Raw genomic sequence first — 24486 nt, 5'->3', positions numbered from 1 at the left:
CCCGAGCCGCGAGATCTTCGGTAGCGAAGGGACTGAAGATTACGGCATTCATCCGACTGTCCTGCACCTCACTGCCGCGCACTGGCATACGCTGGTGGCCGAATGGCACAAGCAACCGCAGGTGGCGGCTCAGCGCCTGCAACAGGTGCGTTTGATCAACGTCACTGGCGATGCGCTATCAGCACAGAAGCTCAAGCTCTGGGACGAGATGCGCCCGGCGCACACTCGCCTGGTCAACACCTACGGCCCTACCGAAGCGACAGTGTCCTGCACCGCCGCGTATGTCAGCCATGACGCCGTGGCTGGCAGCGAAGGCAGTGGCAACGCGACCATCGGCAAACCGATGGCCAACACGCGCATTTACCTGCTCGACGATCATCAGCAGCCAGTGCCCTATGGCGTGGCCGGTGAGATTTTCATCGGTGGCGACGGCGTGGCACGCGGTTACCTGAACCTTGAAGCGGTCAACGCCGAGCGCTTTCTCGCTGATCCGTTCAGCAACAGCCCTGATGCCCGGATGTACAAGACCGGCGACCTGGCGCGCTACATGGCCGACGGCCGTATCGAATACCTGGGCCGTAATGACTTCCAGGTCAAGGTGCGCGGTTTCCGTATCGAACTGGGCGAAATCGAAGCCCGTCTGGGTACTTGCAAAGGGGTCAAGGAAGCGGTGGTGGTCGCTCGGGAAGATAACCCGGGAGATAAACGCCTGGTGGCCTATGTGGTTGCCCAGCCGCAAAGCCAGCTTACAACCGCTGAACTGCGTGCCGAACTGGCACCGCAACTGGCCGAGTACATGCTGCCGAGCGCATTCGTGATCCTCGACGCCTTGCCGTTGACGCCGAACCGCAAGCTGGATCGCAACGCCTTGCCAGCTCCGGAAGCCAATGCCTTTGCCAGCCGCGAACACGTGGAGCCGCAAGGTGAAACCGAGATTGCGCTGGCGCAGATCTGGCAAAACCTGCTCGATCTGGAACAAGTGGGCCGTCATGATCAGTTCTTTGAACTGGGTGGCCACTCCTTGCTGGCGATGCGTCTGATTTCCCAGGTGCGCCATCAATTGGGCGTCGAACTGGGTCTGGCCGCCCTGTTCGCCCACCCCGAACTGAGTACCCTGGCCGTAGCCATCGCTCAGGCCGGGCGCAGCAACTTGCCGGACATCGTGCCGGTGGCACGCGATCAGGCGTGGCCATTGTCATTCGGCCAGCAACGTCTGTGGTTCCTCGCTCAGATGGAAGGCGCCAGCGCGGCCTACCACATACCTGCCGGTCTGAGCCTGCATGGCGAACTGGACCTCAAGGCAATGCAACGGGCGCTGGAGCGCCTGGTTGCACGCCACGAAGGCTTACGCACCACATTCATTCAGGGTGATGACGGACAGCCGGTACAACGCATCAGCCCGGCGGATGCCGCTTTCAACCTGCAACTGCACGACCTGCAAGGGCTGGCGGATGCCGAGGAACAACTTCAGGCGCTGGCCAGCGAAGAGTCGCTGCAAAGCTTCGACCTGCAACAGGGCCCGATGATTCGTGGCCGCCTGATTCGCATGGCCGAGGACCATCACGTCCTGTTGCTGACCATGCACCATATCGTGTCCGATGGGTGGTCGGTTGATGTGTTGACCCGCGAATTGTCTGCTCTCTATGCAGCATTCAGTCAGGGCCAGGACGACCCGCTGGCGCCACTGGAGCTGCAATACCTGGACTACGCCGTGTGGCAACGTCGCTGGCTGAGTGGCGATCTGCTGCAACAGCAAAGCGACTACTGGCAACAAACCCTTGCAGACGCTCCGGCGCTGTTGATGTTGCCCACCGATCGTGCGCGTCCGGCGTTGCAGGATTACGCCGGCGCAGCACTGCCTGTCATTTTCGACAAAGACCTTACCCATAGCCTCAAGGCGTTGAGCCAACGTCGCGACAGTACCCTGTTCATGACGGTCATGGCCGCTTGGGCCGGGCTGCTGGGACGCTTGGCGGGTCAGCAAGATGTGGTCATCGGTACGCCAGTGGCCAACCGCACACGCAGTGAAGTCGAAGGGCTGGTGGGCCTGTTCGTCAACACCCTGGCCATCCGCGTTGACCTCAGTGGCAAGCCTACCGCAGAGACTCTGCTGGCGCGGGTCAAACGGCAGACTCTCGATGCACAGGCGCATCAGGACTTGCCGTTCGAACAAGTCGTGGAAGCCATCAATCCGCTACGCAGCCTCTCCCACAGCCCGATTTTCCAGGCCATGTTGTCGTGGGAGAACAACGATGCGTCTGATCTGACGCTCGGCGACATGACGCTGAAAAGCGTCGAATTGGCCGCTGATACCGCTCAATTCGACCTGACGCTGGACATGGCCGAGGTGGATGAGCAACTGGTCGGCACGCTGGAGTACGCCACAGCGTTGTTCGACGAGAGCACCATGCGGCGGTATCTGGGCTACTTCCAGCGTGTGCTGGAGGCCATGGTCGCCGACGATCAACAGGTGCTGGAACACGTGACCTTGTTGGGGGGCGATGAACGTGAACATCTGCTGGCAGGCCTCAACGCAACAGAGGCGCCCTACCCGCAGGACTGCGCGATTCATCAGCTGTTTGAGGAAAGGGTTCAGGCGCAGCCCGACGCCATCGCCGTGGCCTGCGGGGCGCAGCGCTTGAGTTATGCGGAGTTGAACCGCCAGGCCAACGGTCTGGCGCATCATCTCATCAGCCTGGGCATCAGCCCGGATGATCGAGTGGCGATCTGCGTAGAACGCGGCGTGGAAATGATCATCGGCGTGCTCGGTGTACTCAAGGCTGGTGCCGCCTATGTACCACTGGACCCGGCCTACCCTGCTGAGCGTCTGGCCTACATGATCGAAGACAGTACGCCGTCGGCACTGCTGACCCAGCGTGGTGTGCAGGAGCGTCTGCCGACGCTTGACGTGCCGCTGGTGCTACTCGATGACGATCAACGCGATACCTTCTCCGAGCGTGACGACAACCCGGTTGTGGAAACCCTCGGCGGGCACAATCTGGCGTATGTCATCTACACCTCGGGCTCAACCGGCGTGCCGAAAGGCGTAATGGTCGAGCATCGCGGATTGCTCGCCGTCAGCGCGGCGTGGAAGCAATTGTATCCGTTACACGCGCCACTCAATCACTTGCAGATGGCCGGGTTTTCCTTCGATGTGTTCAGCGCCGACCTGATCCGCTCACTGGGTTTCGGCGGCACACTGGTGCTGTGCCCACGCGAGACCCTGATGGACCCGCCTGCGCTTTACCGCCTGCTGAGCGAGGGGTCGATCGGTTTTGCGGATTTCGTGCCGGCCGTGCTCAATGCGTTGCTGGCCTGGGTGGAAGAGACGGGTCGCGACCTGTCGTTCATGCGCACCGTGGTCTGTGGTTCGGATATCTGGACCGCGCACAGCGCCCGGCAACTGCGCAAGCTTTGTGGCGATCACGTGCAGATCGTCCAGACTTACGGTGTCACTGAAGCCAGCATCGACAGCACCTGTTTCGAGTTCGAGGCAAGCAGCCAGGTCGACGGGGTCTTGCCGATTGGCCGTGCATTGGCCAACACACGGATTTATCTGCTCGATGAGCTTGGCCAGCCAGTTCCACCGGGCGTTGCGGGCGAGCTGTATATCGGCGGCGCAGGTATTGCACGCGGCTATCTGAACTTGCCGCAACTCACCGCCGAACGCTTCATGGACAGCCCCTTCGTGGCGGGCGAACGGCTTTACCGCAGCGGCGATATGGCGCGCTACCGGGCTGATGGCAATATTGAATTCCTCGGCCGCAACGACTCCCAGGCCAAGCTGCGTGGGCTGCGTCTGGAGCTGGGCGAAATCGAAGCACGTCTGGCCGAGGTCGCGGGTATACGCGAAAGCCTGGTCGTAATTCGCGAGGACAGCAGCGGCACGCCGAAACTGGTTGCGTATTTCGTGGAATATGCCACCCGCGAACCTGCCGGCCCTGCCCTTACCCCGCGCGCGCTTCGCCAGCACCTGCAACTCAACCTGCCGGAATACATGATCCCGGCAGCGTTCGTGCGCATGGACGCATTGCCGCTGAGTGCCAATGGCAAGCTGGATCGCAGAGCGTTGCCCGAACCGGACGCCGAAGCCTTCGATCAGCATGATTTCGAAGCAGCCGATGGCCCGCTGGAGACGGCAGTCGCCGCAATCTGGGCCGATGTGCTGGGCGTCGCGCAAGTCGGTCGGCATGATGACTTTTTCGCGCTCGGCGGTCATTCATTGCTGGTCATGCGTGTGCTGGCCCAGGTTCGTCAGCAATTGAATCTGGAGGTTTCACCGTCAGCGTTTTTCGCAGCGCCGGTTCTGCGGCAGTTCGCAGAGCGGCTGAGCAACACGCAGGGCAACGCTCGCCTGGCGATCACGCCTGTGCAACGTTCGGGTGCGCTACCGTTGTCGTTTGCCCAACAGCGCCTGTGGTTCCTCGCGCAACTGGAAGGTGGCAGCGCCGCTTACCATATTCCAGTTGGGTTACGTCTGCGCGGCAGCCTTGATCAGGCGTCGCTGCAACGCGCACTGGACCGTATCGTGGCCCGCCATGAGGCGCTGCGCACGACCTTTGTACAAGAGCAGGGACAGCCTGCGGAGCAGCGTATCTCTGCCACTGAAACAGGTTTCAGACTGCAACTGCAGGTACTGGCCGGGCAGACCGATGCCGAAGACAAGCTGCTCGCCATCGCTGCACAAGAGGCCAGTGAGCACTTCGACCTCGTCAATGGCCCGTTGGTGCGCGGACGTCTGGTGCGCATGGCCGATGACGACCACGTGTTGCTGGTGACCATGCACCACATCGTCTCCGATGGCTGGTCAACCGGGGTGTTGAACCGCGAGCTGGGCGCGCTCTATGCAGCCTTCAGTAAGGGGGCGGAGGATCCGCTGCCGGCGTTGCCGGTGCAGTACGTCGACTACGCACTGTGGCAACGTGACTGGTTGAGTGGCGACGTGCTGCAACAACAGCGTCAGTACTGGCAGCAGGCACTGGCCGGTGCGCCAGCCTTGCTGACCCTGCCGACCGATCGGCCACGTCCGGCGCAACAGGACTACAGCGGGCAGACGCTGGAGCTGGTGCTGGATACACAATTGACCCATGGCCTCAAGGCTTTGGGCCAACGATATGGCAGCAGCCTGTTCATGACCGTGATGGGTGCCTGGGCCGCCCTGTTGGGAAGGCTGTCCGGTCAGGACGACGTGGTGATCGGTACGCCGGTTGCCAACCGAATGAGCGCCGAGGTGGAGAACCTGATCGGGTTCTTCGTCAACACCCTTGCTGTACGGATCGACCTCTCGGGGGCGCCGAGCGTCGAAGCGCTTATGCGGCAGGTCAAACAGCAGACTCTGGCTGCTCAGGCAAATCAGGACCTGCCGTTCGAACAAGTGGTTGAAGTGGTTCGACCACAACGCAGCCTGTCTCACAGCCCGATTTTTCAGGCGATGCTGTCATGGCGAGACAATGAGGACGACGCCCTGGTGCTCGGCGACATAAGCCTGCAAGGCGTTGCAGTGCCCGGTGATGCATCAAAATTCGACCTGGCGCTGGACATCGGTGAGGTAGACGGACAACTGATCGGCACGCTGGAGTACGCTACGGCGCTGTTCGACGAAAGCACCATGCGACGTTATCTGGGCTACCTCCAGCGTGTGCTGGAAGCCATGGTGGCCGACGATCGGCAAGTGCTGGAGCGGGTGCCGTTGCTCGACACGGCGGAGCGCGATTACCTGCTGAAGGATATCAATGCCACAGAGCGCGCCTACCCGCTCGGTCAGTTGATGCATCGCTTGTTCGAGGCCCATGCCGAAGCTGCACCGCAGGCAATTGCAGTCCGCCAGGGTGAGCAGACACTGACCTACGCCGAGCTCGACAGCCGCGCCAACGCCTTGGCTCAGCAACTTCGCCAGCACGGCGTGGTGTCTGGAACCCGGGTGGCGATCCTGCTGGATCGTTCGGTGGAGTTGCTGGTCAGCATGCTGGCCATTCTCAAGTGCGGTGCGGCGTATCTGGCGCTGGACCGCCTGGCCCCTGAAGAACGCCTGCGCTTCATGCTCAAGGACAGCGAAGCCATCATGCTGCTGAGCCGCAGCGACCTGACGGCACCTGAAATGACGCCAAGACTGGATCTGGACAGGCTGGATCTGTCAGCGCTGAGCCAGGGGCCAGTCGTGCTTGCAGATGACGTCGCAGGCGAGCCCCCCGCGTGCATCATTTACACCTCTGGCTCCACCGGTCAGCCCAAGGGCGTGATCGTGACCCACAACGGCATTGTGCGTCTGGTTCAGGACAACGGTTACTACGACTTCTCGGCTGAAGACCGTGTGGCGTTTTCGTCCAACCCGGCATTCGACGCCAGTACTCCGGAAATCTGGGGTGCGTTGCTCAATGGTGGCCAGTCGGTGATTATCGAGCCCCATGTGCTGCTCGAGCCGGTGGCGTTCGCCGCCCTGCTGAAACGCCATGGTGTAACAGCCATGATCAGCTCGACCGCCCTCTTCAACCTGTATGCCGGGTTGATTCCAGAGGCCCTGGCAGGCTTGCGCATGATCATGTGTGGTGGCGAGCGCGCTGATCCGGCCTCGTTCCGTCGGGTCCGTGAACATTCCGCTCAGATACGCCTGTTCAACGGCTACGGCCCGACCGAGGGCACCACCTGTGCCACCAGCTACGAAATTTTCGAGGTACTGCCTGACACCCTGAGTCTGCCGATTGGCAAGCCCAATGCCAACGTGCGGGTCTATGTGCTTGATGCCCGGCGCGAACCGGTGCCGATGGGGGTGGTCGGCGAGATCTACATCGGTGGTACTGGCGTTGCACTCGGCTACCTGAACCGTCCCGAGCTGACCGCCGAACGCTTCAGTGAAGACCCGTTCACTCCGCAGCCAGGCGCGAGACTCTATCGCACCGGCGATCTCGCGCGCTGGTTGCCGGACGGTAACCTTGAATACGTGGCGCGTAACGATGGGCAGGTCAAGGTCCGCGGCTTCCGCGTCGAGCTGGGCGAAATCGAAAGCGTCCTGCACTTGTGCGACGGCGTGCGCAACTCCGTGGTGGTGGCGCACGAAGCCAGCCCGGGTGACACCCGTCTGGTCGCCTATTACACCGTGCATGCGGGCGTTGAAGCACCTGACCCGGAGGATCTGCGTACGCAATTGAGTGGCGGTTTGGCGGAATACATGGTGCCGAGTGTGTTCATGCGTCTGGATACCTTGCCGCTGACACTCAATGGCAAGGTCGACCTGAAAGCACTGCCGGCACCGGACCTGAATGCCATGTCCGAGCGAGTCTACGTTGCGCCGGAGAGCGCCACCGAACAGGCCCTCGCGGAGATATTCCAGGAATTGCTGAGCCTCGAACGAGTGGGTCGCCATGACGGCTTCTTCGAGCTTGGCGGCCACTCGCTGCTGGCTGCGCAACTGGTTTCCCGGGTGCGTCAGCAACTGAACGGCGACATGGCGCTGCGCCAGCTGTTCAGTCACCCGACCGTTGCCGAACTGGCGAAGGTGGTCGATGGCCTGCAAGCGGTCGATTCCGTTAGCATCGAACCCATCGGGCGTAACGCGCCGCTGGCACTGTCCTTTTCCCAGCAGCGCCTGTGGTTTCTCGACAGGCTCGACCCTGGCGCCAGCAGCGCCTACCACATGCCGATGTCACTGCTGCTGCGCGGCGAGCTTGATCACAGCGCGCTCAAGGCTGCGCTCGACCGTCTGGTCGCGCGTCATGAAAGCCTGCGCACTACGTTCGAGTTGCACGGCGAACAGCCGGTGCAGGTCATCGCAGCGGCGGATAGCGGTTTCGCCCTGGCAGAACAGGACTTGCGCTCGCAGCCTTATGAACAGGCCAGCCTCAGCGCTTCACGCATCGCCGACAGCGAGGCCGCTGCACCGTTTGACCTGCGCCAGGGCCCGCTGATTCGCGGGCATCTGCTGCGCCTGACCGATAACGAGCACATGCTGTTGATCACCCAGCACCACATCATCTCCGACGGCTGGTCGGTGGGTGTACTGGTCAACGAGTTCGCCGCCCTCTACCAGGCCTTCAGTCAGCATCGGCCTGACCCGTTACCTGCCCTGTCAATCCAGTACGCCGACTACGCCGCCTGGCAACGCCGCACCTTTACCGGCGAGCGCCTTGCCGAGCAGGCCGACTTCTGGCGTGAGCACCTGGGTGGTGCACCGACGCTGCTGTCGCTGCCTACTGATCGGCCACGTCCGGCGGTGCAAAGCTACCGCGGCGGCGCTGTGCCATTGACAATCGATGCAGCGCTTCATCAACGTCTTGAGCGCTTCTGCCAGACCCACAACATCACCCTGTTCATGGGGCTGCTCAGCGCCTGGTCGGTCCTTATGGCGCGGCTAAGCAACGAGCGCGATGTGGTGATAGGCGTGCCGAGCGCCAACCGTGGCCGCACCGAAACCGAGAATCTGATCGGCTTCTTCGTCAACACCCTGGCGCTGCGCGTCGATCTGGCGCAGAACCCGAGCGTGGCGCAGCTGCTGGAACAGGTCCGCCAGACCACGCTGGCGGCCCATGAGCATCAGGACATTCCGTTCGAGCAAGTGATCGAAGCCTTGCAGCCGCCACGCTCGATGAGCCATAGCCCGCTGTGTCAGGTCGCCCTGTCGCTGGATAACACCAGCGTTGGTGGCGAGTTGAGCCTGCCGGGCCTTAGCCTGCATCCGATGTTGCAGGCCCATGAAACCGCGCAATTCGACCTGATGCTGATGCTGGGTAGCGAAAACGGCAGGCTGACCGGGATGATCGAATACGCCAGCGACCTGTTCGACCACGCGACCGTCGAGCGTTTTGCCGAGCATTTCCATACGCTACTGGAGGCGATGGTCGAGGATGTCGCGCAACCTGTGCTCAGCCTGCCGTTGCTCAGCCAGGCGCAGCGCCTGGCCTCGCCAGCGCTATTGCAGCCCAAGGCGGTATTCGCATCGGGTCTGATGGTGCATCAGCGCTTCGAACAGTTCGCCGCCGCCCACCCGCAGGACATCGCACTGGTCTTTGGCGGGCATGAGGTGAGTTACCAGGCGCTCAATCGCCGAGCCAACCGTCTGGCCCATGAACTGCTCGCCCAAGGCGTGCGCCCCGATGACCGGGTAGCGATCCTCGCAGAGCGAGGCACACAGATGGTCTGCGCGGTGTTGGCCGTGCTCAAGGCCGGTGCAGCCTATGTACCGCTGGATCCGACTTACCCCACCGAGCGTCTCGGCTACCTGCTGGCAGACAGTGCGCCGGTAGCGTTGCTGGCCCAGTCGGCCTGCCTCGACGTGCTGCCGGTACACAGCGTGCCGGTACTGACCCTCGGCGCGGACAACGACAGTGCCGATTTGGCAGATGAATCGCTGGACTGCAACCCTGAGCCTGCTGCTCTGGGTCTGTCTCGCGAGCACCTGGCTTATGTCATTTACACCTCAGGGTCTACAGGCCTGCCCAAAGGTGTACTGGTGGAGCACGGCAACGTTGCACGCCTGTTCGACGCCACCGCCAGGCAATTCAACTTCGGCCGTGAGGATGTCTGGACGCTGTTCCACTCCTTTGCCTTCGACTTCTCGGTCTGGGAAATCTGGGGCGCGCTGTGCTACGGCGGCAAACTGGTCATCGTCCCGAGTGAGGTGGCGCGCTCGCCGGATGACTTCTATGCGCTGGTCTGCGAGCAGCAGGTCACCGTTCTGAACCAGACGCCAAGCGCTTTCCGCCAGTTCATCCAGGCCCGCGAACGCAGCCCACAGGAGCATGCGCTGCGTGAAGTGGTATTCGGGGGTGAGGCTTTGGACTTCCGCAGCCTGCAGCCCTGGACCGCACGCACACCGCTGTCGCGTACCCGTCTGGTGAACATGTACGGGATCACGGAAATCACTGTGCATGCCACTTACTACCCGATAAGCCAGGCAGAAATCGACACAGCCATGCCAAGTCTGATCGGTCCGGCACTTGATGACCTGTGCCTGCGTATCCTCGACGACTATCAGCAGCCGGTGCCGGTGGGCGTCAATGGCGAGATTTACATCGGCGGTGCCGGTGTTGCCCGGCATTACCTGAACCGCACGGAACTGAATGCCGAACGTTTTATTGCCGACCCCTATGCGTTGCAAAGCGGCGCACGGCTCTATCGCACCGGCGACGTTGCGCACTACCGCAGCGACGGCGGCGTGGTCTACGTCGGCCGCAATGACTCGCAAATCAAGATTCGCGGCTTTCGTATCGAGTTGGGCGAGATCGAGGCGCAATTGCTCGCCTGCCCCGATGTCCGTGAAGCGATGGTCATCGTGCGTGAGGATCGCCCCGGCGACAAACGCCTGGTCGCCTACCTGATTGCCGAGGAAGGCGCCGCTCCCGAGTCAGCGCTCCTGCGCAACCAACTGGCCAGCGTGCTGGCCGAACACATGCTGCCCAGTGCCTTTGTGACCCTCGAAAGCTGGCCGTTGACCACCAACGGCAAGCTGGACCGTGCCGCCCTGCCCGCGCCGGACCAGTTCGCGACGGTGAGTCGTGACTACGAAGCACCGCTAGGCGCTATCGAAACGACCCTGGCCGCTGCCTGGCAGGAATTGCTCGGGGTCGAACGTGTCGGTCGCCAGGATCACTTCTTCGAACTGGGTGGTCACTCTTTCCTCGTGATTAACCTGATAGAGCGCTTGCGTCAGATCGGCTTGGTACTGGATGTGAGCACGGTGTTCTCGGCGCCAACCCTGCAAGCCATGGCCGCGGTCCTGGCGGGCGGCACTGCGGCGGAACGGGTCGCCCCGGCGAACCTGATTCCCGTCGATTGCACGGCGTTGACCCCGGACATGCTGCCGTTGGTGAAACTGACCCGGCAGGAACTGGAGCATATCGTTGCCGATGTGCCAGGCGGCGTCGCCAATGTTCAGGATATCTACCCACTGTCGTCGTTGCAGGAAGGCATCCTGTTTCACCATCTGTTGCAGTCAGAAGGTGATGCCTACCTGATGCGCACCATAGCGACCTTCGACAGCCGTGCGTTGCTCGACAAGTTCCTCGGCGCGCTGCAAGTGGTGATCAACCGCCACGACATCATGCGCAGCTCCCTGCGCTGGCAAGGTCTGCCGCAACCGGTACAGGTGGTGCATCGCCAGGCAACGTTGCCAGTCATTGAACTCGACACCGCGCCGGGTGAAGACGCCTTGCAGATGCTGCGCGACCGCACCAATACCTACCATATGCGCCTGGACCTGCAACAGGCACCGCTGATAGCCGCGTATATCACGTACGATACCCGGCAGGAAAAGTGGCTGATGGCGTTGCTGGACCATCACCTCATCAGCGACAACGTCACCCTGCGCCTGATCATGGGCGAGATTCAGGCAGTGATGGACGGACGCGCCGACGCCCTGCCGCCATCCCAGCCGTACCGCAACTTCATCGCCCAGGCCGCGTGTGTCTCCCAGGCCGAACATGAAGCCTACTTCCGTCAACTGCTGGGGGATGTCGATACCACCACTGCGCCCTATGGCGTGCTCGATGTGCGTGGCGGCGATGCAACAATCCTGCGTTCGGTGCAGGATCTGAGCGACGATCTCAGCGCGCGGATCCACAGCACCGCTCGGGCCCAGGGCGTACCAACCTCGGTGCTGTTCCACGCCGCATGGGGCTTGGTGGTGGCCGCCACCAGCGGCCGCGACGACGGGATTTTCGGTACCGTGCTTTCGGGACGCTCCCAGGGCACATCCGGCGCCAACCATGCGCTGGGGATGTTCATCAATACCTTGCCGATGCGTATTCGCCTGCAACAAAACAGCGTGCGCGATATCGTTCAGGACGCCTACCAACAGCTCAGCGGCCTGCTGACCCACGAGCAGGCGCCTCTGGCCCTGGCGCAGCGCTGCAGTGCAGTGGATGCATCGCTGCCGATGTTCACCGTGATCCTCAACTGCCGTCACGGTGATCTGGTGAACACTGCCGGGGAAAACATCGAGGACATGGGCGAGGAGCAGGAAGGGGTTCATTTCCTGGGCTCCGAAACCCGTACCAACTACCCGATCGAAATTGCCGTAGCCAATGAGGCCAATGGCTTTTCGCTGACTGCGCAGTCTATAGATGGCATCGACCCGCACCGGATTGCCGCCTACCTCGGTCAGGCGGTCGCCGAACTGGTCAATGCCCTCGAGCAGGATCCGCAACGTCTGGCAAGCAGCCTGGAAGTGGTCCCGGAGGACGAGCGGCAACGGCTGCTCAACGAATTCAACGACACCGCCAGTGAGTTCGCACCGGCAGTACCGATCCATGCCTTGTTCGAACACCAGGTCCGCTGCAACCCCGAGGCTGTAGCGCTGGTCTATGAAGACCGCCAACTGAGCTATCGCCAGCTCAACCGCCGTGCGAACCACGTGGCCCGGCAGCTGCTGCAACTCGGTGTGCAGCCGGACGAGCGCGTGGCCATCTGCGCCGAACGCAGTCTGGACATGATTGTCGGCCTGCTGGGCGTGCTCAAGTCCGGCGCTGCTTACGTGCCGATCGATCCTGCCCACCCGGCTGACCGCATGGCCTTCATGTTGCAGGACAGCCAGCCGCGTGCGCTGCTGACCCAGAGCGCACTCAGTCTGCCGGCTGGCGACATACCGCCGATGTTGCTCGACAGCGCTGAATCGCTGCTGGCAGCGGACGATCAGGCGTTCGACGCCAATCCAGTGGTCGACGGCCTGACGGCGGAAAACCTGGCCTACGTGATCTATACGTCAGGCTCCACTGGCCAGTCAAAAGGTGTCATGGTCGAGCACCGCTCGGTGTTCAACTTCTGGAACGTGCTGACCCGCACCACCCATCAGCATTGTCCGACACCGGCCACCGTGGCGCTGAACGCCGGCTTCTTCTTCGACATGTCGATCAAAGGCATCTCGCAATTGTTCTCCGGCCACACGCTGGTGATCATCCCGCAACTCATTCGTGCCAACGGCAGCGAACTGCTGGACTTCCTCGAAGCCCATCAGGTTCATGCCTTCGACTCAACACCATCGCAGCTCGACACCCTGCTTTCCGCCGGTTTGCTGGAACGCAGCAGTTACCAGCCGGTCAGCGTGCTGTTGGGTGGCGAGGCGATCAACGCCAGCACCTGGGAAAAGCTGCGCAACTGCCAGACCATCCGCTTCTACAACATGTATGGCCCGACCGAATGCACAGTGGACGCGACCATTGACCTGATCCGCGACCTGGGTGAAAAACCAAGCATCGGCCGACCCATCGCCAACGTTCAGGTGCATGTTCTGGACGCGCGTGGCGAGCCTGCACCACTGGGCGTCGCCGGGGAAATTCACATCGGCGGTAGCGGTGTGGCTCGTGGCTACCTCAACCGTGACGAGCTGAGTGCCGAACGTTTCATTGCTGACAGGTTCTCCAGTAACGCCAACGCCCGCCTTTACAAAACCGGCGATCTGGGTCGCTGGCTGGCGGACGGCACGCTGGAATACATGGGCCGTAACGACTTCCAGGTGAAGGTTCGCGGTTTCCGTATCGAGCTGGGTGAAATCGAAAACGTTCTGCTGGCCGTACCAGGCATCCGCGAGGCGGTGGTGATTGCCCGCAACGACAGCCAGGGTGATTCGGACAGTCAGCGCTTGGTCGCTTATGTCTGTGGTGAATCGGTTGCGGCCGAGCATTTGCGTAGCGAGCTGCTCAAGCATCTGCCGGAATACATGGTGCCCAGTGCCTTCGTCCATCTAGATGCCCTGCCGCTGACTTCAAACGGCAAGCTCGACCGCCGAGCGCTGCCGGCACCTGGTCAGGATGCGTTGGCCAGCAAGGCTTACGAGGCGCCGCAAGGCGAAACCGAAGAGGCCATCGCCGAAATATGGAAAGCCCTGCTGCATCTGGATCAGGTCGGCCGCAACGACGGCTTCCTTGAACTGGGCGGCCATTCGTTGCTCGCCGTGCAATTGCTGTCGCGACTGCGACGCAAGCTCGGTACACGAATCACCTTGCGTGAACTGTTCGACGCACCGACCGTGCGTGGCCTGGCCTCATTGGTCAACGCCACGGCGCCAAGTGAAGCGCAATCAATTCCAAGGGCGGATCGCTCGGGCCGTCTGCCACTGTCATTCTCCCAGCAACGCCTGTGGTTCCTCGATCATCTGGATCATGCTGCCGGTGCGGCCTATCACTTGCCGATGGCCTTGCGCCTGACAGGGGCACTGGACACGGCTGCCTTGCAGGCGACGCTTGATCGTCTGGTTGCACGCCACGAAACCCTGCGCACGCGCTTTGAGTTGGTTGACGGTGAACCGGTGCAGAAGATCGCCCCGGCCGATACCTGCTTTCCTCTGTTGCAACAGGATCTGCGCGGACTTTCCAGTGAGGAGCGCACGGCGACCCTGGCCCGTCTGGGTCAGGAAAATGCCACGCAACTGTTCGACCTGACTCAGGGGCCTATGCTGCGCGGGCATCTGCTGCAGGTGGCGGATGCCGAACATGTGCTGTTGATTACGTTGCATCACATCGTCTCCGACGGCTGGTCCAACAGTGTTCTGGCCCAGGAAGTGAGTGTGCTTTACAGCGCTTTCAGTCAAGGCCAAAAGGACCCGCTGCCAGCGCTGCCGCTTCAATACGTGGACTACGCCGCCTGGCAACGGAAATCCCTTGACGGTCCTGCGCTGCAAGCTCAGGTCGACTTCTGGCGTACGCATCTGGAAGGCGCGCCAAGCCTGCTGAACCTGCCACTGGACCGTCCGCGTCCAGCTATCCAGAGCTACACCGGCGGGATGATCGAGTATGTGTTCTCGCCAGAGCTGAGTGCCGACGTGCGCGCGTTCAGCCAGGCTCAGGGCAGCACACTGTTCATGGTTCTGCTGGCAGGCTGGTCGATGCTCATGAGTCACCTCAGCGAGCAGAATGATGTGGTGGTCGGTACGCCTGTCGCCAACCGTCAACGCCCGGAACTGGAGCCATTGATCGGCTTCTTCGCCAATACACTGGCATTGCGTGTGGCAACCTGCCGAGAGACCCGAGTGAGTGATGTACTCGGCCGGATCAAAGACATCACGCTGTCTGCCTACAGTCATCAGGATCTACCGTTCGAGCAAGTGGTAAGCGCCTTGCAGCCAACCCGCAGCATGAGCCACAGCCCGTTGTTCCAAGTGATGCTGAGCCTGGACAACACGCCCCCTTCGCTGTTGCAACTGCCCGGTCTGGAAGTCGAGTCGCTGGACAGCGCTCATATCACCACTCAGTTTGACCTGTCTTTGTCACTCACCGATACCGGCGAAAGCCTGAGCGGCGGTCTGCAATACTCCAGCGACCTGTTCGACAAAACCACTGTGCAGGCCATCATGCAGTTGTTTGCCACAGTTCTGGAGAACATGGTGACTGACGCACAGCAGTCGATCGGTCAGGTGCTGAACAACACGCCGGCGCTGCCGCGCTCGGCGCATACCGCGACTATCACTGCGACGGCCGAAAGCGAACTGCCTGAAGACCTGCCGTACGAAGCGCCCGAAGGCGACACCGAGATCGCCCTCGCCAACCTCTGGAAGGAGTTGCTCAAGCTGGACAAGGTCAGTCGCCATGACGACTTCTTCAAGTTGGGTGGTATTTCGCTGATGGCGGTGCAGATGGCCTCGCGCCTGCGCAAGGTGCTCGGCAAACCGATCGCGGTCCGCGATCTGTTCATCGAACCGACCATTGCCGGTTTTGCCAGAACCCTGGACGGCCAGGCACGTCCCGGCAAGCACAGCAATCTGGTGCCTGTCCGTCGCACTGGCTCGCAAACCCCGTTGTTCCTGGTCCACCCGCTGGGCGGCGAAGTGCAATACGTGCGCGATCTGGCCGCGGCAATCGACCCACAGGTGCCGCTCTACGGCTTGGCCGCCAGCGGCCTGGCAGCTGGAGAGAAGCCGTTGTCTGACGTGCCGGCCATGGCCGCGCGTTACCTGGCAGCGATTCGCCAGGTACAACCAAAAGGGCCTTACCGGATCGGCGGCTGGTCTGCAGGTGGTCTTATTGCTTATGAAATGGCCCGCCAGCTGCAATCCAATGGTGAACAGCTGGAGTTCCTCGGCATCATCGACACCTCCGCGCGTCTTGAGCAGCAAACGCCTCAGGCATTGAGCGAAGGTCAATTCCTGATGAGCTGGCTACCCGAGCAGTTCGACCCCGAGGTGTTCCGGCAACTCACCGAGCTGGCCAGCACGGATGCCGTCGATGAAATGCTCGCACTGTGCATTGCACACCGCCTGCTTCCGGAGGAGCTGCCACAGGACGTCGATGCCACCTTGTTACGCAGCCATCTCGCGGTGGCCTATGCAACCAATAGGGCAATCGACGCCTATGTCAGCCCACCCGCTCCGCTCTCGGTGACGCTGTTTACGGCCAGCGGGCAGGAGCGCAACGATCCGCTGCTGGGGTGGAGTGAGTTGCTAGAGACCCCGGTGAGCATGACAGCGCTTCCCGGGACCCACGAGACCCTGGTCCGGGCGCCTCATGTCAGCGCACTGGGCCAGGCGATCTCCCGGGCGCTGAACAAGGAGCCGGCCCACAAGACCTTCAAAGCCGAGGTTTCACGTTCGATAACAGCGTCAGCTGAGTAGTAACCGCTCGGTTGCGCAGGATGTCCCGGTATCCCGTGACAGACTTTTCCTGCGCAACTCAGCTTAATGGGAACCTCGAGCTGAATCGTTTTTTGTGAAGACATTCACGCGTGATACCGGATTCGATTGATGTCAAGGGGCAAAGGATTTGAGCGTGCGGAGGACGGAACTCACAGTCTGATCGACAGCATTGCACGCAACTTCTGATCTGCAGGAATAGACATATGAACCGACAAGCGAATGCCAAAGATGAAGTGAAATCGCACATTTATCTGGAACTCGGGAAGTTGGTGGCCAGCGTCGGAAATGACATGTTTCTGAGCAACATGCACCAGTTCATCAATACATCGCTGGCCGTCAGCCGTGTCGAATTGAGCGAGTGGACCGTTGACGACAATCAGTCGTCGGTGACAGATGTGCAGTTGTTGGGCTATGCGGGCACTGAGTTGAATCCGCAGTTGCAGACGTTGTGTCCGACACACGCCAGGCACCGCCACGACCACCCGTTGGTCAAGCGGGTGCTGGAGGTGGATGACGACCTGCTGATTCACCTGAATGCCCGGATGAAAAACGAAAAAGGCAATGACTTTGTCGGTACCTCGCACCAGTGCAGCATGATCTCGCGCAAGGCCAATCGCTGTTGTGTGATCTCGTTGCACCGCCCGCAAGCCGACAAAGATTACTCGTTGCAAGAGCTGTCTTTTTTGAAATACCTCTCGGAGACCCTGCTGCCTTTATCGGAGCGACACGCACGTGCCCATCGCCAATCCGGTATGAAAAGTGCTGGACGCACACTGTCGCACGGCCCGCTTTCCGATGAGTACAAGCACCTGCAAAGCGAGTTTAACGAACGCTTGCGTGCCTGCGACGTTTCGCTCTCCGCACGGGAGAAAGAGGCCTGCCTGGAGTTCCTCGCGGGCGGCACAGTTCCCGAGATCGCAGAGAAACTTTGCGTCAAGAGCAGTTCTGTCGAAACCTACCTCAAACGTTCCGCCGCCAAGCTGGGTATCAGCGGTCGACATGGGTTGGCCAAGTGGATGGTAGGCGCAGAATGAACAAATTCCTTGGCCCCTGGCTGTTTGCTGCGCTGTCCCTGAGCGGCTGCTCGTTGATTCCTGATTATCAGCGCCCGGCAGCACCGGTTCCCGCACACTACCCACAATCTTCCAGCTACGCGCCAGCACTCTCAGGACCGCTGGCGGCGGATATGGGATGGCGTGACCTGTTCCGCGACCCGACGCTGCAACAGCTTATCGAAAGCGCCCTGCTCAACAATCGTGACTTGCGTGTGGCAGCGCTCAACGTCGAGGCCTATCAGGCGCAATATCGCATTCAGCGCGCCGATCTGTTCCCCGCGATCAGCGCCACGGGCAGCGGTACCCGGCAGCGCCAGCCGGCCAGTATCACGCAGACCGGCGCCCCGGTGACCAGTGGTAGTTATTCGGCGACGTTGGGTATCAGCTCCTACGAGCTGGATTTGTTCGGACGCATACGCAGCCTCAGCGACCAGGCATCGCTCACCTATTTGTCCAGCGAAGAGGCCCGGCGCAGCACTCAACTGAGCCTGGTGGCGAGTGTCGCAACTGCCTACCTGACCTGGCGTGCCGACCAGGAACTGTTGGCCTTGACTCAGGACACGCTGATGTCCTACGAAAAGAGCCTGAAGCTGACCACTCGCAGCCAGCAAGTGGGCGCTTCTTCGTCACTGGACCTGGCCCAGTCGCGCACGTCGGTGGAGAGCGCACGGGCAAGTCTGGCGACGTTCCAGCGCCAGGTCGCGCAGGATCTCAACAACCTGACCTTGCTGGTGGGCACCACGGTTGCGGACAGCGCGCCCGACCGCCCGTTGTCTTCGGAATGGCTCGCCGAAGTGCCTGCGGGGCTGCCTTCTGACCTGCTGCAACGACGCCCTGACATTCTCGAGGCCGAATACCAGTTGCAGTCGGCCAACGCCAGCATCGGTGCTGCGCGAGCGGCATTCTTCCCGAGCATTACCCTGACGGCCAATGCCGGTACATCCAGCACCGAGCTGTCCGGCCTGTTTAAAGCCGGCTCTGGAGGCTGGGTGTTTTCGCCGCAGATCGATATCCCGATTTTCAACGCCGGCAGTCTGCGGGCAAGCCTGGATTACTCGAAGATCCAGAAGGATATAAGCGTTTCAAAGTACGAAAAATCGATACAGACCGCCTTTCAGGAGGTCTCCGATGGCCTGGCTGCGCGTCAGACCTACAAGCGTCAGTTGAAGGCGCAGAGCGACCTTGTACAGGCAAACCAGAAGTACTACCGCCTTGCCGAACGTCGTTACCGTATCGGCGTCGACAACAGCCTGACATTTCTCGACGCCCAACGCTCTTTATTCAGCGCTCAACAAAACCTGATCACCGACCGATTGTCGCAACTGACCGCCGAAGTCAATCTCTACAAGGCGTTGGGCGGCGGCTGGACGGAGCGGACATCAAAACCCTTGTGAGGAGGAACTGAAGATGGGCACATTCGAACCTGGAGCACATGTACGCCTTCGCTCGGGCGGCAAAATCATGGTGGTCAAGCATGAACCCGCGATTATCCCTCTCCCGGACACTCTGCTTGTGATGTGCGAGTACCGGTCAAAGAATCGCCTGGTGCAGGGTTTTTATTCGCCGCGTGATCTGATACATGCGCGCCGCGAGCCAATGGCCAATCATGGCTGAAAGCAACCCGGCGCAGCGGGCTGCGTCTCATCAGTAATCCTGTGCGCGCCGGTATTCAGTTCAGGCATTTCAGCCAAGGCGGATACCGGCTTTCACTTGATCTGATCCAGCGTCCTGCAGGTAATTCAGTTTGCCATGCGGTACCGGATCGGACAGGTGCTCCCTCGAGAGCCGTGGTCGGGTGTGCTCCAAAGCCTGTACCTGGCGTTGCTCATCACAACGGAACACCAACGCCTTATTCGGGCGTTTCGGATATACCTCCGCCAGTCTCCCCGGATTCATCTTCAATACCCGAATCGCTGGATAGTTTTGACGCGTGTGTCAGGTGCGGCTTTATGTCATGGGCGGCCCAGATGCGCTGGACGCTGGCCGGCGATATACCGACGAGTTTCGCCATGCTTCGACAGCTCCATCGGGCGTGGCCGATACATGGCTGGGTGACTTGATCAAGGATTTGTTTCAACGCCTCGGCTGGCAGGGATGCCTTGCGACCTCGTCCAGGAAGATCCACCAGGCCTGGCAGACGCAGTTCTCGAAAACGCTTGCACCAGCGTGTGACTGAAACAACCGATAGTCCGGTCAACCTGGCAATCTCGTTACGAGAACAGCCTTGTGCAGCGAGCAAAATCACCTGCGCCCGGCTGCCTTCGCGAGGGCTGATCGTCGCTGAACTCACACGTTGCCTCAGCTCGATTTCTTCCTCGTCATTGAGCACGATGTCTCGATAGCTCACGTGACTACTCCAACATTTACTAAGCACATAAGCACAATCAACGTTAGATACATCGTTAAGAGATGGCGCAGTGACGGAGCACCACCGGGGTGGGAAGCTCAGGTGAACATCGTTGTAGCAGCGACGTTATACAACGCAATAATCGCGAACAGTCCTATCACCAATGACACTAATCGGTTGACTCGATTGCCCGATATTATCGACGGTAGTTTTCGACCAAATACGGCACCCAGCGCAACCCATGTCATACCGACAGGAAGAACGACCAGGGAAAAAACCGTCATGAATGAAAGATAGCTTTCCACGTGCAAAAACGTCCCGGCGGGGGCTACGAGTGTGGCGAAAAACAGCCCTTTCGGATTATTGAGTGTTGCCAAAAACAACGCGGAGACCGAAATCGGCGATGGCTTTCCGTCGGGGTCCTGGTGAATCGAAAACCACAGTTTCAGAGAAATGTAGAACAGGAACATCACGGCCAGAACCTTGGTGGTCACCACCACCCAACCATAGTGTTCGATCAGCGCATCAATGGATAAGCCCCACGCGCTGATCTGAATCACATAAGCCGCCCATTCGGCCGCGACCAGCTTCAGCGAATACAGGCTCAGCCCGCGACTGATCCCTGACTGTAGCAACAGCGAATTGGTCGGCCCTGGCACCAGCAGCACGGTGAGCATTGCAATTGCAACGTAATACATGGCCATACCTAACACTCCAGAATAGGTTTATTTTCAAGCCCGCCTGGTTTCCAGGAATGAAAACGACTGGCGAATGAGCAAACGCTGACGGCGTCAGGAAAGTCCTGACGCCGGCGTCGCCTGTTAATCCACTGTTGACCTGACTTTTGAAACACACGCCCAATTCATCAATCAGACGCCTGCAACGTGCCCGTTATCGATTTAACGTCGGCTTACAACTGTGCTGGATGTTCTTATTATCCAGCACCTCCTGGTCATACGCTCAAACACCTTCCACACCGCCCCGCTCTCCGATGACAACCCTGTCGCCTGCTTGAAGCCCCGAACGTATTTCGACCCTGACCTTATTATTGATACCCGGCTCTACGTACGCTGTTCTGACCTCGGTACCTTCGCCCAGCACTCTTACGCTGTAGGTGCCGTCTTCCCGCCGATCACCCAGTGCGGCAACAGGAATCGTCAACACGCCTTTCTTTGCCTCGAGCACAATTCGCACGTTAGCGGTCATGTTGATGTAGAAGCGGTTTTCAAGGTTGGGGACATCGAAAAGAGCGTTGTAGAAGACGGCTTTGCTGTTTTCGCCTGTGGTGCCAGACGGGCTTGCGGCGTCCACAGGGCCCGGCTCGATCGCCTTGAGGGTGGCGTCATGGTGCCTGTCAGGATCGCCCGGGATAGTGAAGTAAACCGGAAGACCGGATTGGATCTTGAGCACATCGGCTTCGGAAATCTGTGCTTTCACGATCATGGTGTCGAGTTGTGCCATCTTCAGAATGACAGGTGCCATTTGGTCTGCGATGACCGTCTGGCCCTCCTGAGTAACGATGGCGAGGACCTGACCGTCCATTGGCGCGAAGATTCGTGTGTAATCGAGCTTGATGCGCGCAGCTTCTTCCTTCACATGGGCCGTGTGTAATTGTGCGGTAAGCGATACCAGGTTGGCGCGTTGGGTCTCCAGTTCGAACCGGGCCTTGTCCTGATCCGCTTTGGAAACCGCCTCCGTGGAGCCAAGCTCCTGATATCTGCGATCATTCGACTCGGCAAGTTTCAATTTATGCAGCGTCGCGTCTCGCTCCGCATTGAGTTGTTCGACTTTGACAACCGCCTGGCGCAAAGCGTTTTTGGCGGGCAGTGGATCGATCTCTGCCAATAGCTGGTTTCTTTTGACCTTGTCACCTGGTTTGACTTTCAGGGACTGCAATTGCCCGGAAACCTGGGCTCCCACGGCCACTTGATTGCGGCCCTGAAGCACGCCCTGTGCCGATACGGCGTACTCAATGTCCGTCACTTCTGCTGCGGCTGAGAGAAAGACCGTCTCTTCTTCCCCGCTGGCGCCCCTATACAAGGCATAGCCAGCCAGCGACACCGCCAGATCGATCAATACGATCCTCAACAGGATTTTGCGGATATTCAATTTCCGGAAAAAGCCGACAATGCTCACTGTATTCCCCGCTCAATGGGCGTCACGGATCTCGGATGAATCAGCGGCTCAACACTGAAATAAAGGGCGTGCATGAGAATCTCTACTTCTCCACGACGACGATCCTGCGAGGCAGGTATTCATCCTGCAGCCATGTAGTAATGGAAACATCAGGACCCGTGTGCGTCTGTCCCCGCATTCAGGGACATTTTCGCGGAGACCTCACCGCGTCTGGAGCGCAAAACGGAAATATAGTTTGAGCACCCTAAAGCGACGGCGTCAGGCCATGCACTCGGCGGTATGAAGAACCTTATTTTCGAGACAACTGGCCAGCCGGTTTTCGCTATAAACCTTATTTCTGGTTAGTTACAACACGGCGATTTTCCTAAACGGTGAGCCGCTAAAGGATCCTTTATTCCGAGACATCACACTGGGTTGGCCCTTATAGGATTATCCGGTGCTATCGGACACTGTCAGCCCTGGTGCACTGGCGTGTAGCGAGACGTTTGTCCCCCTTTTCCCCGACAGACTGGGAATAGCCCCTATGTGTACATTCTTTAATGCGCCAGTAATATTGTCCTACAATCAGACATTATGCTCATTACTAGGCATCGAGAGGGCTGCCCTGTATGCGAGGTTGCTTTTGGTTGGGCTGGAGACTAACGCCATGGGGGCAAATGTGTAATGGAAGCCAATCTACAAATGACGGGAAATCAGTCAGCGTATTTTCTGGAATTGGGAAAGTTAATCGCAAGCGTGGGTGATACAGGATTTGCCGCGAACATGTACCAGATCATCGCGGCCACCGTCCCCATCGATTTACTTGACCTGAGTGAATGGACGATCGACGAGAACGAAGGAAACGTGATCAGCATTCAGCCCCTCGGGCAAGAGAATGCGGACCAGAAGCCGTTCAGTCTGAGTGTCTCGCAGAACCAGGAGATGCTGCTCGCTCGAATGCTCAATGTGGACGATTTTCTGCTCGTTCATCTCAAGCCACCCTGCAGCATGGGTTCTTCCGGGACCTATCACTGCAATCTCGTGTCGCGCAAGTCGAACAGGCGCTGCGTCATTTCCTTGCACCGCGATCATCACCAACGTGACTTTTCACTTCACGAATTATCGTTCTTGAAAAACTTTTCAGAGGCCCTGTTGCCCCTGCTGGAGCGACATGCCCAGACGACCCGTACCTTGTGCACTGCGCATGCTGACAACGAAGCCGTTACACAGGGCGGCCACCAGCTTCAACGTGAATTCAACGAGAAGCTGAGTCGATCCGAGGTCCGGCTGTCGTTGCGGGAAAAAGAAATATGCCTTGGCATATTGGCTGGCGCGACGGTTCCAGAGCTGGCCGACAAGCTTCACGTCAAGAACAGCTCCATCGAGACCTATCTGAAGCGGGCCGGAGCGAAGCTTGGCGTGAAGGGGCGACACGGTCTGGTCAAGTGGATGACGGGCGTATCCCAGACAGGGTGACCACCCTGTGCTGCAGAAGGTTACCTGTTTGCTCGTCTCACCCGGCGGGCGACCGAAGCTAACCGGCATCATGCGCTCGACGAGGCTGTCCGTGCTGCACGGTCAACCAGCCATCCATCGGCTAAACCGAGCGAACCTACTGTTGTGCGGCGAATAGAATTATAAAATGCCTGTCGAGAAACCAGCAGAACGTAAAATAAAAACAAGCGTGCCCTGATGAGGGTTGTTGTTAGGCGCATTTGCTGTGCACTAACGTACCGATGAGTACTCCTTCACTTGCTATCAAGCCCGATAAATAGTAAAGCGGCTGGTCGAAGCGTCATGCGCTTCTTCCCGCTGCGCAGCGTATCCGGTAATACTGCGTCGAATGCCCCCCGTCCCAGCGATGTCGCTGCGCGTAGTGTGAAATCTATCGCGTGTTGATTAAACTTTTTTTATTGCAATTGGAGCGTGAAACATGAACTATATGGTTAGTTTTCGGTCATACCGGTCAGTTGGAGTTTATTAAAGCTCTTTGTGATGTATATGATCACCTTAATATAAACACGCCAGTGCTGCACGACCCGTATCGCCGCGCCCTGTGCGTATGCGTTAACAACATGGATAGGGACAGGAGTTGAACGTCATGCCAACATTACTGGATACCTCTGCACTTTCAACACAGGCCAGGCGCTGCTGCGCGGTGGTAAGACGATCGTCTGCCGGCCTTTCAAGTATTCAGAGTGATTCGCATTTACCCCTGTCGCACAGGGAGCGTCAGACTCAATAAACATCGATAAAAAGTTGCTGCTATTAAAGAGTGCCTTGCTTAGGGTTAGCGTTCTCGCTTCTCGTAATACGATTGACTTTTTACTACTGCAAGCTCTCGGACGTCGTTGTCGCCTAACTTTCAAACTCCTGTTCAGCCCGCTTGAATGTTGTATTACGGTCTGCATATAACC

At 59.6% G+C, this 24486-nt stretch carries 6 protein-coding genes and 2 pseudogenes; 5 read left to right on the top strand and 3 right to left on the bottom strand.

From position 1 onward, the window contains the following. From syrE to LCH65_RS14670, 4 genes and pseudogenes are all read left to right on the top strand, one after another. Positions 1-16531, top strand: a pseudogene (gene syrE, locus LCH65_RS14685) (syringomycin E biosynthesis non-ribosomal peptide synthetase SyrE); the annotation flags it as partial. 224 nt (positions 16532-16755) lie between these two features. After that, the gene (locus LCH65_RS14680; protein WP_058417193.1) at positions 16756-17586 is read left to right on the top strand and encodes a helix-turn-helix transcriptional regulator; all 831 of its coding nucleotides are present in this window, start codon (positions 16756-16758) and stop codon (positions 17584-17586) included. Beyond that, complete coding sequence (gene adeC / locus LCH65_RS14675) at positions 17583-19001, top strand: AdeC/AdeK/OprM family multidrug efflux complex outer membrane factor (RefSeq protein ID WP_058417192.1); 1419 nt, start codon at positions 17583-17585, stop codon at positions 18999-19001. Before LCH65_RS14680 ends, adeC begins: the two co-directional genes overlap by 4 nt. A gap of 13 nt (positions 19002-19014) precedes the next feature. Continuing rightward, positions 19015-19221, top strand: coding sequence for a hypothetical protein (locus LCH65_RS14670; RefSeq protein WP_003372929.1), 207 nt, complete (start codon positions 19015-19017; stop codon positions 19219-19221). A gap of 168 nt (positions 19222-19389) precedes the next feature. On the opposite strand, the pseudogene LCH65_RS14665 reads toward LCH65_RS14670, so the two are convergent. The 3 genes and pseudogenes from LCH65_RS14665 to LCH65_RS14655 all read right to left on the bottom strand — a co-directional run. After that, positions 19390-19954, bottom strand: a pseudogene (locus LCH65_RS14665) (helix-turn-helix domain-containing protein); the annotation flags it as partial. A gap of 98 nt (positions 19955-20052) precedes the next feature. Next, the gene (locus tag LCH65_RS14660; RefSeq protein WP_003372924.1) at positions 20053-20658 is read right to left on the bottom strand and encodes a LysE family transporter; all 606 of its coding nucleotides are present in this window, start codon (positions 20656-20658) and stop codon (positions 20053-20055) included. A 256-nt stretch (positions 20659-20914) separates the two neighbouring features. Further along, the gene (locus LCH65_RS14655; RefSeq protein WP_003372922.1) at positions 20915-22090 is read right to left on the bottom strand and encodes an efflux RND transporter periplasmic adaptor subunit; all 1176 of its coding nucleotides are present in this window, start codon (positions 22088-22090) and stop codon (positions 20915-20917) included. A gap of 663 nt (positions 22091-22753) precedes the next feature. On the opposite strand from LCH65_RS14655, the gene LCH65_RS14650 reads away from it, so the two are divergent. Next, positions 22754-23545, top strand: a complete 792-nt coding sequence (locus LCH65_RS14650; protein ID WP_032609573.1) for a helix-turn-helix transcriptional regulator — start codon at positions 22754-22756, stop codon at positions 23543-23545. The last annotated feature ends 941 nt before the right edge of the window (positions 23546-24486 follow it).

This window comes from Pseudomonas sp. MWU16-30316 (assembly GCF_020515645.1).
In the GTDB taxonomy this organism is placed as follows: domain Bacteria; phylum Pseudomonadota; class Gammaproteobacteria; order Pseudomonadales; family Pseudomonadaceae; genus Aquipseudomonas; species Aquipseudomonas cerasi.
This window is presented reverse-complemented; position numbering and strand designations above follow the sequence as displayed.